The following is a 14,486-nucleotide window of genomic DNA, read 5'->3' on the forward strand; positions in this document are numbered from 1 at the left end:
AAAACGCTCTAAATTGGTTTAATCATTGTGGTCTATTTTTTGAGCCTATTCGATAGTTATTTTTGTGGTTTTTTTGATCGCAAACTGCTGTAATATATAATTATACGGCATTCCAGACTTATTTAATCCTGTTAAATGATGTCAAATACTCCTTTTCCTCAATATCCTGTTGCTCGCTTGAATAGAGAGGATATCATTGCATACTTAACCCCATATTTGGAAAAAGGATGGGAGATATATCAGGGAAACCAAGAGAACCAGTTCATTGTTCGTCTTTTAGACAACCTAAAGCTTTTCATTGAGCTTCGAGAGGGCAAATGGCGTGTTTCTACGGGTTTGGATGTTGATAAATCTCTGGCAATTTGGGCTTATCCCGATAACCTGGGTGAGCTAGATAGTGCAATAAGAACGGCAGTATCAATAGGTTCTGGAGGAAGTCCCAGTGGAACACGAATTGAATGGTCTTCGGCACCAACGGCTGTAAGACTTAATGAGCAAGAACCCGCCTCAAATCTCGCTAAGTTAGTTGCTCTTATTGGTAGCTCTAGCATTGAAGCAATATTTGACGCATACCTTGACAATAGAGGTTTAGAAACAATTCTAAACATGGCGACTCTAGGTATAAACATCTCAACAAATATTCGTCTATTAACATCAACAAAAATGGTGCAACTCTCCAGTGGAATGCCCCGTATGACAACTTCATACGTCCGAAATTGGCTAAATCAATTGGGTTGTAATGGTGCTAAAATTCGTCATAATCCATACACAGGACATCAACGACGCTTCATGCTCTTGAGTAGAAGCCAGAGTCTAATTGTAGGACCATCCTTAAATAATTTGTCAGTAAACGAAGCTTCACATCTGGAACCTGACACGGCTGATATATATTTTTTTAATAGTGAGTGGCAATCTGCACAGGAATTAAGTGTATAAATTTCCAAAATGCTATAGCTCTCGTGAGTACCGTATAACACTTAGATGTTAGTGTCCACCAATTGAGCAATTGTGATAATTGGGTTAATTGATAAGGATTATACGTAAGCCGTTGTTTTTTGTCCGATTGTTGTCGCAACGCCTTATCTAGTCCCAAAATTGAGATTCCTTTGGACAATCTCCGTGCGATCGCATTCCTCTCAAGGTGCTTTTCACTCAGAGTCTGATAACCCGCAACTTGGGTTAATAATTGTCGGATCTGGCGATCGCAACAATAGTAGATAAAGGTACTTCAGCAAAATACTGTCGCTGAAATTGTTCTTCCCGCACAGCAGCTAAAAATCGTGCAACTGCTGCCTCAGCAAAGTTTTCTGCACTATCGCTTGGATGCCAGGTGATTTGCAAATAACGGTCTTGTAGTTTGACTGTGAATCCTAAATATTTTAAAGCTTTGATTCCTACAAGTAAGGTTTGGTCGCTGATGCCAATTTTCTCTAAAAGTTGGACGCGGGTAACTAGCTGATTTGTGCGACTGAGATATTTGGCAATTCCGACAAGAGTCAGCCAAATTTGATTTGGTGGTTGGAGGTTGGGTTTTGACCAAGCGATCGCTAGTTGTTGCTGATTGTCAAGCATAGATGCAGAGCGGCTTGTCGTTAGACATCGCCGCAACCATGCGCGTAAATCATCCCAATTCGTAGGACAATCTTCAATAATCAGTGCTAAATCCTGAGTCCTAACTCCTGAGTGTTCCTGATTCCGTAAGTCTAAGATGAGTGGTGAATGCTGAGTGTTGAGTGCTGAGTTAACACAGGGACGCACGGCAATTAATCTAATTTCATAACGTTTTTTGAAAGTGTTGTAATCTAGTTCTGCTATGCAATCACACCTTCCTACAGGCAATTCATCTTTGTAGTGTCCCCACCATATACCAGGAAAAGCACTTCTGCTGGAATCATCCCGAATGTCAAACTCGGCTTTAATATACTGTACCTTTTTCCCTTGCCAATCCTGCTGATTGCGATGCCAAGAATTTTCAAAATAGCAGTTTTGAATTAGCAATTTCGGAACAGGATTACCCATTCCACAAGGTTCTAGTAGTTTCAGTTCCAAAAATAACTCTTTCCCCAAGTCTGCTACTGTTACCGTCAAGTCTGCTTGCACAGTTGGCGTTAGGGTTGTAGTACCTAAAGATTGCCGCAACTGCTGATTAATCGCCGCTGTAAATAAAGGAATGTTCTCCACTAACAAACTCAAACCTGCTGCAAAGGGATGTCCCCCAAAGCGATGTAACAAATGTGCTTGGTCTTTCACCAGTTGGTATAAATCGACAGAATTCACTGAACGAGCAGAACCACGAGCTAATGTGAGTGCTGGGTGCTGAATTCTAAGTTCTGAGTTAGAAGATAAAAGAGTGATTTCTCCCCCTGCTTCCCCTGCTTCCCCTGCTCCTTCGGTACTTAATAAAATAGTCGGGCGACCTGTTTCTTGTGCTACCTGTCCGGCAACTAAACCCAATACACCCGCAGGCCATTGGGTATCTTCGAGGACTATGACGCTGGTGGTTGATAAGTCTAATTGAGTAAGCTTTTGCGCTACTTGCGCTTGCACATCTTTTTGTAAAGATTTGCGGCGGGCATTTGCGAGTTCTGTAACTTCGGCTAGTTCGTTACAACGTTTGGCATCGCGACTAGTTAATAATTCAACGCAAAAACTGGCATCACCTTGAATGCGGCTGACAGCGTTAATTCTTGGGCCCAAACCAAAGGAAATATCTGTGGGGCGATCGCCACTTTTTTGGCACAATTCTAATAATCGCCCCACCCCCGGACGCCGACGCGCTGTAGCTGGCTGTTGAAAATCTGCTTGCAGTCGTTGAATTCCCAACTGTGCTAAGTAGCGACAATCTCCACTTAATTGCACTAAGTCGGCAATTAATCCTACTGCTACTAAATCTAATAAATCCTCTAATGGATGTTTTGCAACATTGGGCAGGGTTTGATATAGTGCTTCCACCAACTTATAAGCTACCGCCACCCCAGAAAGATGAAACAGCTGATGTTCTCTTGGCAAATAGCGGGGATTGATAATTGCTGCAACGGGTAGGCGTTCGGCGGGTAAGGTGTGATGGTCTGTAACTATTACATCTATATCTAGCTGTCTGGCGTAAGTAATTTCATCAATGTTTGTGCTACCTGTGTCACAAGTAACTATTAATTTACAACCTTGCTTTGCTAAGTTATCAATCCCTTGCTCATTAAGTCCGTGGGATTCTTTCAGGCGATTGGGAATGTAGTAAATTAACTGGGTATTTTGTTGGAAAAACTGCCCCAATCCATCCCAAAGTACAGATGTGGCGGTAATACCATCAGCATCGAAGTCTCCCCAAATGGCAATTTTTTCTTTGGCGTTATATGCTTGTTGCAACCGGGCGATCGCTAAATGCATTTCTTGCCCAAACTCAAAGGGACTTGCTGGTTGATAAGCTTTATGGTTGATAAAAGCTGTTAATTGTTGATCATCTTTAATTCCCCGTTGCCACAACAATTTCGCTGCATATATTCCACTTGATGCGGGTGTATGTTGTTTCACCGCTTGGATGAACCACTCCGTGGGTTGTTCGGTTGCTGCTATAGACCACTGCTGTTGTTCTGGCATATAAACTTAAGTTAGGAGTTAAGAGTTAGGAGTGGAAGTTAAAAATTGGAAACTAAAAAGTTAGAGGCTATTTATAAATAAAATATTAAGTAGGGTGTGTTACAGCAAAAGGTGACTATAGATATAGATATATACGGATCAGTTTAAGCTTGATCCTCCCTAACCCTCCTTAAAAAGGAGGGAATTAGAGCATTTTATAAATGGTCTCTTAAGAATTTTAACTCCATACTGTACAGACGCGATTAATCGCGTCTCTACGCCTAACTCCTAACTTTTCTCAAATTGGAGATTGATCCTCAGTCGTTTGAGATTCATTGACTAGAGGATTGAGGACTACTTCATTGGCGACGCTATCGGGTTTCCGGGCACGAATGGCAGGACGTGATCGCTTGTAACCTGCTCTTTCAGCTTTTTGGTGTTCGTAATCAATTAATCTGCCATAATATTCGTGCTTGCTTAAATTCATCGACAAGAAAATATGCTGGCGAATATTACCAAAACCTTTGCGGTTAAAAAACTTTAATGCTGAAGTATTGGTGGGGTCAGTGTCTACCAGCATAAACCGCGCCCCATCTTCAATCATCCGGGCGACGACTTTATCAACCAACTTGTCTGCTACTCCTCGACGCTGATACTTCGGACTAACTCCTAGCCATAAAATGTATCCGTAAGTCCAGGATGCTTTGGTGATGATGGTTCCCAAAATGAATCCTGCTAATTCTCCGTCTGTTTCGGCCACAAGACAATATTCGGGATCGGTGTTGTAAAGTCCAATCACCTCCCATTCGTCCCAGGTGCGGTATAAATAAGGATATAAATCGCTGGTAAATAACCCTTCTCCCAAGTGGTAAATGGGAGCAATGTCATCAATTCCTAATTCGCGGACATAAATTGCTTCAGTTTCGTCAAAACTTGACATAAATTTAGAAGTTGTGATTTATTTATACTCCTATTGGATTTTACAAACATCCTCTAATGTATAGGGTTGAGTGAGACTTCTTGAATGCTGTCAAAATTTGGCAATGAGTCTTTCACTGCTTCTTCAGTAACTTGTGTGCGATCGCACCGTTTGGCAAACAGACAATAATCACAGGTTTTGCTACCATCCACCACTTGAGGAAACTGCTGGTTATTTTGGTAATTCTCCAGCCAATTAGTTAACTGGCTTAACAGTTGATTAAGTTTCTTTGCTGTTTGTGTGTGTTGAGCAGTATTGTAATTAAACTTAATATTTTGTGGTTTGCCCTCAGATTGGACAAACCAGTAAGTCATTGAAATATTTTTTGGCAAATAGTCGCTAGTTTCTGCCAATACATACAGATAAAGCCGTGTTTGCCAGTTGGATTCTAACTTGCGTTTATTGGGTGGTTTAGGATAAGTTTTCCAGTCGAGAATTTGTGCTTGTTGGTTATCTGCAATCAATAAATCATAGACAACTGTTAGCAAATAGTCCTGAACTTGCAGAGTGCGGAAGTGTTCACTTTCACGGAAGGTTTGATTATCAGATGCAGCTGTTAAAATTTCTGGGGCTGCATCAGCAAAAGCTAGCATCCAGCTTTGCAGTTTAGCATCTGCTTGCAGGAAACTATCAATTGGCAAACCCATTTCTCTCTGCTGCATTAGCAAGTGAAAACGACTACCCAAAGTTTGCCGTTCTTCTTGTTCGGGATTTGAGGGCGAATTGAGTTGTTCTAGGTAGGTATGTTGAAATTTACGCGGACAAGCTTCTAGTAAGTTCAGTTGTCCTTGAGACAGTCGCAGTAGTTGAGTAGGAGTTGACAGCATTCTTCTATTTTAGAAGTAAATTATAATCTGTAACTCACCTTTTGCAGGCTATCTGTGAAAAACAGGTATTTTTTACTGCCTTCACAGATAGTTCTTATGTCTGCTATTTCAACTCGTCCTTATCTATATCATCCTAGTCATTGGAATGTTTAATTTTTCCGTGGGACTTGATTGAGCCAAAGCTGTAGGCCATAGCTATTTTAACTATGTCAAAATATGCTGGGTGATTAGCTTTGTTAACGATTGCCAAAGAGATTGACCCTGCCACTAAGATGACTAAAAGCGGCGAAAGTATTTCTCCCCCAGAGCCGTTGCTGTTGTTTGACATGATATAATCTCCTAGTGAAAAGTATTGGGCTAACTTGCACTTAACCCAAGAAAGTTGATTAAACTTCACTACGAACCTAAAATTGCCATCTTGTTGCTGATAATTGAGTGAGGAATCAACTCCAAGACTCAACAATCATGGCGATCGCAAATAGACAAAATAGAGATACTGCTATCCTCACAAACCATATCCATAGACTTGTGGATAACAGCATCCCAACTATTGAGACAGCGCCAAAAACGTGAGACAAAACAAGAGCGATCGCCAAACCAAGCAGAGTTAGCAGAAAATACTTGAGTCCCTGACAAAACCACTTGAATAGTAGATTTTCATCATCTTTGAGATTAATTTTCATAGTTTTTGTCCTGTTTTGAGAGTGAAATCTAAGCAGCAGCTACGGCTACCTCGACTGTCCTAAAAAAGGAGCCAATATTTGCGTTGCTTTTAGCTAGTCAAGGCACGCAGCAGTCCTATTAAACCTGAACCAAGTTTGAACACCAACAACAGTGGCTTTGGTATTTACAAATGGTGAAAGTAAACTTTTAAATGAATTGCAAAGATAATTTTGAAATTGAAGTTAGGTGCTCAATGGCTCGTGATGATGCAGAACGCACACCACGCGCATCAACCCCTAAAATGCAATACTTACAGACAACAGACTTTGAATGCTTACCTTTTCAAAATCGATTAAAGGTTCTAGCGTTTGCCTTTACCTCCTACTCACTAAGTTTGGGTAATTCAACCGCAAACTTACTAAGTTATCTGAGTTGCCTGTGTTAAACTCACTATAAGGTAACTTAGTTACCTAGTCAAGTAAAACTGAGAAAATTATTTAAAAAGTACTGACTCAACAATGTATTTTCATTATCAGACAGTAGTTCAAGCGTCACTCTGAGCAGATTAAATTCTCACCTAGTGAGCTAACATTGGAGTGTAGTTTGTCTTGGTGTGAGTATGAGTGAGATTCCTGAAGACTTTCTTTTGACTTTAGCCCAGGAACGGAGTGTGTCTAGCAGTGAGCTAGAGGTGTTATTATATGCCGTTCAAGATCAATCGCCAAATGCGATCGCCAAAGAATTGGGTATCAGTGCCGAAGCGGTACGCAAAAGATTAAGCGAGGTTTATAAGAAATTCCAAGTCAGCGGCAGTGGTCCGGGCAAGCTCACTAAGTTACTACAAGTTATCAGAAGTGAATATCAAACATCTTCACAGATTATGGAACGGATTGCCAGTAAGCGCCAAGATTGGGGCGAAGCTCCTAGTATCTGTGGTATCTTCTACGGACGGGGAGCAGAACTGTCTAAGCTCAAGGAGTGGATTGTTGATGATAACTGCCGATTAGTAGCATTATTAGGCATGGGAGGAATTGGCAAAACTGCTTTGTCTGTGAAACTAGCAAAGAAAGTTCAGGAGAATTTTGAGTACCTGATTTGGCGGAGTCTCCGCAATGCTCCACCGATAAAAGAACTCTTGGCGAATCTGATCAAAGCTTTATCTGATGAGCAAGAAATGGAGTTACCAGAAACCGTAGACGGTAGAGTAACGTTGCTAATTAATTATTTAAGAGAACACCGGAGTCTTTTGGTACTGGATAACGCAGAGACAATTATGCAAGGAGGCGATGGCAAAAACATTGTGTTGCGCGCCGGACATTACAAAGAAGGATATGAGGGTTATGGCGAGTTGCTCAGACGAATAGGAGAAGAACCTCATATTAGTTGTTTGGTGCTAACTTCTCGTGAAAAGCCGAAAGAATTTGCACCTTTAGAGGGCGAAGCCTCACCAGTTAGAACGCTATCACTAATAGGCTTAGGACAAATCGAAGGGCAAGAAATTCTCAAGGATAAAGGTTTGTCTGGCTCAGAGCAGGAATGGGCAACACTGGTTAAGAAATATTCAGGTAATCCTTTAGCATTAAAGCTAGTTTCTGAGTCAATTCGGGAGTTATTTGGTGGTGATATTGCTGCCTTTCTTAACGAAGGAGAGATAATTTTTGGTGACACTCGTAGTTTATTACACCAGCAGTTTGAGCGCACCTCAAAGCTAGAAAAAGAACTCATGTACTGGCTGGCAATTAAGCGAGAATTAGTTTCTCTAGAAGAGTTGTTGGAAGGAATTGTGCGTCCATTACCAAAGAGGGAATTGCTGGAGGCTTTGGAATTTTTACGACGACGTTCTCTCATTGAAACAGGTGGAGACGCAACTAATTACGTCCCAACTTTTACACTCCAATCTGTAGTCATGGAATATATGACAGACCTACTGATTGAAGCAGTTTCTCAAGAAGTTTCCACTGGTGAGATTGTAATCTTCATGAGTCATGCACTCATGGAAGCGACAGCAAAAGATTATGTGAGGAATACTCAAATAAACCTCATACTCAGACCAGTTATAGATAGGTTTAAAAGTATATTTATTCGTGTCAAATATCTTGAAGAGCAGCTAAAAAAAATCTTATTTCGTTTACAGAAACAATCACCATCAGCAGTAGGATACTCAGCTGGTAATATTTTGAACCTACTTTATCACCTCAAGGTTGATTTAACTGGCTATGACTTTTCCTATCTGGTAATTTGGCAAGCTTACTTACAGGGTGTGAATTTACATCGTGTCAATTTTGCTAATTCCGATTTAGCCAAGTCTGTCTTCACCGCAACTTTTGGTAGTATTTTTACCGCAGCATTTAGCCCAGATGGCGCTATTTTAGCTACAGGTGATGCGAGTGGTCGAATTAATTTATGGCAAGTTACAGATGGTGAACTACTCTCTACCTGCAAAGGACATACCAATTGGGTAAGATCCGTGGCTTTTAGTCCTCAAGGTAATATCTTAGCAAGTGGTAGTGACGACCAAACTGTGAGAGTTTGGAATATCAACACTGGTGAATGCTTGAAAACCTTGGATGGGCACACGGATTGGGTCCGATCAGTTGCTTTTAATCCTCAAGGTACAATCTTAGCAAGTGGCAGCAATGACCAAACTGTTAAAGTCTGGGATGTCCTCAGTGGTGATTGCTTAAGCACCTTGCAAGGACATAGCGGCCGGATACGGTCAGTAGATTTGAGTGTAAATGGTTATACGTTAGCGAGTGGTAGTGAAGACGAGACAGTGAGAGTTTGGGATATTCGTAGCGGTGAGTGCGTCAACATCTTGCGTGAACACAGTAGTAGAGTCGGGTCTGTAGCTTTTAGTCTTGATGGTTACACCTTAGCGATTGGCTGTGACGACCCAATCATCAAACTGTGCAATGTTCATGACGGTAAATACTTCAAAACCTTGCATGGACATAGTAGTCGGATACGAACAGTGGCTTTTAGTCCAGATGATCGCACCTTGGCGAGTGGTAGTGAAGACGAAACAGTAAGACTTTGGGATGTCAACACTGGTTTGTGCATCAGAACTTTACAAGGACACACAGATTGGATACGGTCAGTAGCTTTTCATCCCCAAGGTACAACCCTAGCGACTGGCAGTGATGACCAAACATTGAGATTATGGGATGTTCGTGATGGTAAGTGTTTCAAAACTGTACAAGGCTATAGTGGACGGGTGCGGTCAGTGACTTTCAGTACCGATGGTCATACCTTAGCTAGTGGCAGCGAAGATCATAAGGTGAGAATCTGGGATATCCGTGACGGTAAATGTCTCCAAACCTTTCAGGAACATAGCAGTGGGGTATGGTCAGTAGCTTTCAGTCCAGATGGTCACACCTTGGCGAGTGGTAGTGAAGACCAAACGATAAGACTTTGGGATATCCGTAATAGCAAATGTCTTAAAGTCTTTCAGGGACACACCGATTGGGTAAGGTCAGTAACATTCTGTCCTAAAGGTAAGACTTTGGCAACTGGTAGTGATGACCAAACGGTACGACTGTGGAATGTTCGTGACGGGAAGTGCTTGAAAATATTAGAGGGACACACCAATTGGATACGGTTAGTAGCTTTCAGTCCAGATGGTAGCACCTTAGCAAGTGGCAGTGATGACCAAACAGTGAGGCTGTGGAACGTTCGTGATGGTAGGTGTCTGAAAATATTACATGGGCATAGCGGTAGAGTCCGGTCGGTTGTTTTTCATCCCAATGGTAAAACCTTGGCGAGTGGCGATGACCAGACCATAAGATTATGGGATGTTCAGACAGATGAATGCCTCCAAACCTTTCAAGGGCATACCGATTCAATCAGGTCAGTCACTTTCAGTCCAGATGGTAGTATCTTGGCAAGTGGCAGTGATGACCAAACAGTGCGACTGTGGAACGTTCGTGATGGTAGGTGTCTGAAAATATTACATGGGCATAGCGGTAGAGTCTGGTGTGTGGTTTTCCATCCTGATGGTCAAGTTTTAGCAAGTGGCGGTGAAGATGAGACGATTAAACTTTGGCATGTTAAAAATGGTGAGTGCCTCAAAACTTTGAGCGCTGAGAGACCCTACGAAGGAATGAATATCACTGGGGTGACAGGGTTAACCACAGCGCAGTTGTTGACGTTAAAAGCTTTAGGAGCAGTGGAAGATACAGAGCAAAAATAAAAGGTAAAAGAATGAATTTTGCCTTTTTCCTTCATCCTTTTACCTTTTTTATGTACCTGATGCTTATTTCATGTTAGCCCTTGCGTCCTTCACTGCGGCAAAGAAAAATAATCCTGTGAGTGGAATGCTCAATGCCAGGATAATCGCCGTGACTTGGACACCCAAATCTGGTTGTCCGTAACTGAGTTCAAAAATCGAGCCGACGGCTGCGATCGCACTTACACAAGAACCACCCAGAAATAAACCGCTTTTTGGAGTTAAATACACTACTAGCCCCCTATACTATTGGTTTCACCGCTTGATACGAGAAGCCATTCTTAGATAGCTCCTGGACTAAAGTCAAGGAGTTTTCCACACGGTCTACAAATACCACGCCGTTAAGGTGATCCATCTCGTGCTGAATGCAGCGTCCCAGGAGGTCATTAGCCTTTAATGTCCGGGGACGTCCGTACTCGTCTTTATAAGCAATTTCTACGACTTCGGGGCGCTTCACGTCTAGGTATACATTGGGAATACTCAAGCATCCTTCTTGAGCAACAGAGATATCGCGGCTTACTTGTTTAATAGTGGGGTTAATTAACACTAAGGGTGAATTAGCTGCGTTCTCTGGTTCCAGATCGATGACAATTAGTTGTTTGTGAATTCCCACTTGGGGTGCAGCCAAACCAATGCCATCTTTGCTGTACATGGTTTGCAGCATTTCGCGCACCAGTTGGCGGAGTTCGTCATCTACTTTAGGAACTCGCTTTGCAGCTTGACGCAGCACGCGATTGCCTAAATAATGAAGCTCCAAAGGTGGATTTTTTAACTTTTTTTTCTCTACAGCAATTTCAGAGGGCATGAGTCTCGATGGCTAGATGGTGAAAATTCCTACTACTTTAATTCTATCAAGCTCGTCATGTCGCTTCGTTACTGAATTCAAAATTCACGCCTTAACAATCCTCATAAATAAATTTAGTTGCCCAATCCCTTTTTTTTTTTCAGTCACTAGTACATCACAGCGGAAATAGAGCAACCATTTAAAATCCCTAAAAAGCCCATTCCATAATACTTTTGACTTCTGTGCAGTGGTACTAGTCAGTTGTGCTCACTACTGATGATGTTTTTGGCGCTTGACCCACCCAAAGTTTGCACTGTCGAGTATAAATGGTGGTGTGATCTCACGCACAGAAGCCAGTGCGTTGCGAACTTTCCCAAAGTTGTAGCAGCGGGCGTGGTGCAGAGCTAATTTCCAATAAACTGCTGTGATTACGTTCTTTGATTTTGAATGCGTGAATTTTGAATTACTTATTGGGGTGATGTGTGTTTAAATCTCTCACGAAACTTGACTACCTGCTCAAAGAAACTTTCCTCAGTTTATTGCGGGGAGGTTGGATGAATTGGGCAGCTGTAAGTACTGTTACAGTCTTACTGTTTTTATTTGGCTTGAGTTTGCAAACCTCTTGGCAAGTCGAAAAACTCCTCTACCAGTTCGGTAGCCAGTTAGAAGTATCAGTTTTTCTCAAACCGGATACGCAAGTCGAAAGCATTCAGCCACTAGTAGCAAAAATGCCAGAGGTAGCGGTGATGCAAACCATTACCAAAGAGGAAGCTTGGACTAAGTTAGTTAAGGAAATGAGAATTTCTGATATTGAGGGTGCTACCCAGCAGCTAGGTGAGAATCCTCTGGTTGACGAGATGAAGGTAAAAGCCCGTAATTCTCAAGTTGTACCAACTTTGGCAACGCAGTTGGCTAAGTTGCCAGGAGTTGAGGCGGTGCAGTATGTCGATGAAGCAGTCAAACGTATTGCCCAGTTGCACCAAGGTCTGAACTGGATTACTTTAACAATTACGATTATTCTGACTTTAACAGCGATCGCAGTGACTACCACGACAATTCGCCTGATTGTCATGGCGCGACGCCAGGAAATTGAAATTATGCAATTAGTGGGAGCAACCAGAGCTTGGATTTACCTCCCGTTTATTTTACAAGGAATTACCTTTGGTTTAGTTGGTGGTGCGATCGCTTGGAGTTTCATTTCTGTGATTCAACAGTTTCTCGGTAAGTTGCTAGTCAATCAACCTGAATTTATCCAAGTTATCACCAACGGAGTACAACTCACTCCAGCCCAAATTTTATTATTGCCCCTAATTCTCTTGAGTTTCGGTGCAGCTGTAGGATTAATGGGGAGTTTATTTGCTGTCCGACGTTTTGCTAAAGGATAGTCATTGGGCACTGGGTATAGGGGAAATAACAAAGGACGAAATCGCTATGAAATCGCAATGGGAATGTTTTTTGCAGAATCTCGGTGTTTGGGAAGGTTCATTTACGAATTTTTCTCCCCAAGGCACACTTCTGAACGATACTCCTAGCCGTCTTTCCCTAGAAGGTTTGAACAATAACCAGACAGTGCGCTTAACTCTGTGCCGTTCGGGACGAGATGATTTAGTCAAAGAATATAGTTCTCTGGGGCAGAGTGTGCTGTTTTTTGAAAAAGGTTCATTTTCGGAAGGTTTAATTCAGCTAGGGCCATTTTCCGAATTTGGGGCAGAACTTGCTTTTGTTCATGAAAATCGGTGCTTGCGTCTGGTGCAACTGTTTGATAAGACTGGTCAGTTAAATGAACTAGTTCTAATTCGAGAACATCTAGCTGGAACCCCAGCAGCAGAACGTCCACCCTTGCAAATAGATGACTTGTGGGGAGAATGGCAAGGCCAAGCAGTGACAATATATCGAGATTTGCGATCGCCTGATATTTACTCTACAACTCTGAAAATACAACTTGAGGATACTGGGCGATTAATTCAAAGTACCTCTTTTGGCGATCGTACAATTACCTCAACTGCTACGATCAAAGGTTCTATCGTTCTCTTTGACCAAGATCCCCAAAAGCAGGTACAAGTATTATTGTTACCTGATGGTGCTTCTGCAACTTCACCACTCAAGGTGCAGTTACGTCAACCCTTATTCTTAGAAGCGGGTTGGTTAATCCAGCCAAACCGACGCCAGAGGATGATTCGCAGCTATAACGAGAAAGGCGAATGGGTTAGTCTGACATTAGTTACTGAAGAAAAAGTGTAAGGGATTTGTTAGCCTGCGATCGCTTATCCCCGGTAATTTCGACCAACCGGTATTGGAATGGTAATCAGGCAATTTGAAGCGTGCTGGGTTCAGGGATAGATTCATCTTCTGCTTGCCAAGCTGACAAATACATTTCAATCACTTCTTCGCCATTATGAATAGCTTCTTCACGAGTTTTGCCGTGAGTGCAAGGCATGATAACACGATCAGCAAACTCTGGGATCGTGACTAGGAAAAGCTGATCTTCATCAGACCATTGAACAATCATGGTGTATCGACTCATGAATCCTCGTCCTCCCTTAATTCTTCGAGTTCAGTTAATAACTTTGCTAACTGCTTTTCTAAGTAAACTGGCACATCATTTTCATCCTTGCCTGAAATTGTCAGTGTTTTTATTGAGCAAAGGATGTCGCCAACGTCGCCAACGCTCATGACTACCTTTGCCACGCTTAGACAAATTAAACGAACCCTTCACGCCCAATCTGAGCTTTTAACTCTCGAATTTTCCGGGGCATCGATTTTGTCTATTTCTCTACCCTATTTTCTTAACTGATTGATCCATCTGTAGAATAACAAATAGCAGTAGTACAACTTACCCCTAGTAAGGAAACCTTAAATGGTACAGACCCCTGCTAAACCCCTGACTCTAAGTGAATTTCTGGATCTGCCAGAGACAGAACCTGCTAGTGAATACATTGATGGACGTATCATCCAAAAACCGATGCCGCAAGGAGAACACAGTGCAATTCAGACTGAGTTAGCACCTGCAATTAACTTGGTCGTCAAACCCAAACAGATTGCGCGGGCTTTCTGTGAGCTGCGCTGTAGCTTTGGCGATCGCTCAATTGTACCTGACATTTCTGTGTTTATGTGGGACAGAATTCCTCGCAAAGAAAATGGTGGGGTTGCTAACGTCTTCTCAATTGCCCCAGATTGGACAATTGAAATTTTGTCTCCTGATCAAAGTCAAACTAAAGTTACCAAGAATATTCTGCATTGCCTGAAGTATGGAACTCAGATGGGATGGCTGATTGATCCTGAAGAACAATCTGTGTTTGTCTACTTGCCAGATCAACCAACCACTTTTTACGAAGAACTAGGAACACAGCTGCCAGTGCCAGAATTTGTTAAAGATTTCACCCTTACAGTAGAAGGTTTATTTAGCTGATTGCGGGAGTGACTGTTTTTGAATGT

The 14,486-nt window shown here is 42.2% G+C and carries 14 protein-coding genes; 5 read left to right on the plus strand and 9 right to left on the minus strand.

The window, feature by feature from the left end; all coding sequences use genetic code 11:
- The first annotated feature begins 138 nt into the window (after positions 1 to 138).
- Entirely contained in the window at positions 139 to 936 is a 798-nt protein-coding gene (locus V7K48_RS24135; protein ID WP_335076091.1) for a hypothetical protein, read from the plus strand.
- 243 nt (positions 937 to 1,179) lie between these two features.
- On the opposite strand, the gene V7K48_RS24140 is transcribed toward V7K48_RS24135, so the two are convergent.
- The 5 genes from V7K48_RS24140 to V7K48_RS24160 all read right to left on the minus strand — a co-directional run bounded on the left by V7K48_RS24140 (position 1,180) and on the right by V7K48_RS24160 (position 6,062).
- Positions 1,180 to 3,594, minus strand: a complete 2,415-nt coding sequence (locus V7K48_RS24140; RefSeq protein WP_335076093.1) for a single-stranded-DNA-specific exonuclease RecJ — start codon at positions 3,592 to 3,594, stop codon at positions 1,180 to 1,182.
- A 277-nt stretch (positions 3,595 to 3,871) separates the two neighbouring features.
- Positions 3,872 to 4,513, minus strand: coding sequence for a GNAT family N-acetyltransferase (locus V7K48_RS24145; RefSeq protein ID WP_100899687.1), 642 nt, complete (start codon positions 4,511 to 4,513; stop codon positions 3,872 to 3,874).
- 53 nt (positions 4,514 to 4,566) lie between these two features.
- Positions 4,567 to 5,379: a PD-(D/E)XK nuclease family protein gene (locus V7K48_RS24150; protein WP_335076096.1), complete on the minus strand. Its 813-nt coding sequence runs from the start codon at positions 5,377 to 5,379 to the stop codon at positions 4,567 to 4,569.
- Between the two features lie 133 nt (positions 5,380 to 5,512).
- Positions 5,513 to 5,707 (minus strand): hypothetical protein, encoded by a 195-nt coding sequence (locus tag V7K48_RS24155; protein WP_335076098.1) that lies wholly within the window; start codon positions 5,705 to 5,707, stop codon positions 5,513 to 5,515.
- Positions 5,708 to 5,822: 115 nt separating this feature from the next.
- Positions 5,823 to 6,062 carry a hypothetical protein gene (locus V7K48_RS24160; protein ID WP_335076100.1) on the minus strand — a complete coding sequence of 80 codons (240 nt, stop codon included), beginning with the start codon at positions 6,060 to 6,062 and terminating at the stop codon, positions 5,823 to 5,825.
- A 599-nt stretch (positions 6,063 to 6,661) separates the two neighbouring features.
- On the opposite strand from V7K48_RS24160, the gene V7K48_RS24165 reads away from it, so the two are divergent.
- Positions 6,662 to 10,231 carry an NB-ARC domain-containing protein gene (locus tag V7K48_RS24165; RefSeq protein WP_335076103.1) on the plus strand — a complete coding sequence of 1,190 codons (3,570 nt, stop codon included), beginning with the start codon at positions 6,662 to 6,664 and terminating at the stop codon, positions 10,229 to 10,231.
- 63 nt (positions 10,232 to 10,294) lie between these two features.
- Here the strand turns inward: V7K48_RS24165 and V7K48_RS24170 are convergent, their stop codons facing one another.
- Both V7K48_RS24170 and def read right to left on the minus strand, forming a co-directional pair.
- The gene (locus tag V7K48_RS24170; RefSeq protein WP_334975088.1) at positions 10,295 to 10,498 is read right to left on the minus strand and encodes a hypothetical protein; all 204 of its coding nucleotides are present in this window, start codon (positions 10,496 to 10,498) and stop codon (positions 10,295 to 10,297) included.
- A gap of 10 nt (positions 10,499 to 10,508) precedes the next feature.
- Positions 10,509 to 11,072, minus strand: coding sequence for a peptide deformylase (gene def, locus V7K48_RS24175; RefSeq protein ID WP_335076105.1), 564 nt, complete (start codon positions 11,070 to 11,072; stop codon positions 10,509 to 10,511).
- 461 nt (positions 11,073 to 11,533) lie between these two features.
- On the opposite strand from def, the gene V7K48_RS24180 reads away from it, so the two are divergent.
- Positions 11,534 to 12,436, plus strand: coding sequence for a cell division protein FtsX (locus V7K48_RS24180; protein WP_335076106.1), 903 nt, complete (start codon positions 11,534 to 11,536; stop codon positions 12,434 to 12,436).
- Positions 12,437 to 12,482: 46 nt separating this feature from the next.
- Positions 12,483 to 13,292 (plus strand): DUF3598 family protein, encoded by an 810-nt coding sequence (locus tag V7K48_RS24185; RefSeq protein ID WP_335076108.1) that lies wholly within the window; start codon positions 12,483 to 12,485, stop codon positions 13,290 to 13,292.
- A gap of 64 nt (positions 13,293 to 13,356) precedes the next feature.
- On the opposite strand, the gene V7K48_RS24190 is transcribed toward V7K48_RS24185, so the two are convergent.
- Positions 13,357 to 13,575 carry a type II toxin-antitoxin system HicB family antitoxin gene (locus V7K48_RS24190; RefSeq protein ID WP_335076110.1) on the minus strand — a complete coding sequence of 73 codons (219 nt, stop codon included), beginning with the start codon at positions 13,573 to 13,575 and terminating at the stop codon, positions 13,357 to 13,359.
- Positions 13,572 to 13,724, minus strand: coding sequence for a hypothetical protein (locus V7K48_RS24195; protein ID WP_335076112.1), 153 nt, complete (start codon positions 13,722 to 13,724; stop codon positions 13,572 to 13,574). The genes V7K48_RS24190 and V7K48_RS24195 overlap by 4 nt, the downstream gene beginning before the upstream one ends.
- 184 nt (positions 13,725 to 13,908) lie before the next feature.
- On the opposite strand from V7K48_RS24195, the gene V7K48_RS24200 reads away from it, so the two are divergent.
- Positions 13,909 to 14,460 (plus strand): Uma2 family endonuclease, encoded by a 552-nt coding sequence (locus V7K48_RS24200; protein WP_335076114.1) that lies wholly within the window; start codon positions 13,909 to 13,911, stop codon positions 14,458 to 14,460.
- Positions 14,461 to 14,486 lie beyond the last annotated feature (26 nt).

This window comes from Nostoc sp., from assembly GCF_036919615.1.
Taxonomy (GTDB): domain Bacteria; phylum Cyanobacteriota; class Cyanobacteriia; order Cyanobacteriales; family Nostocaceae; genus Nostoc.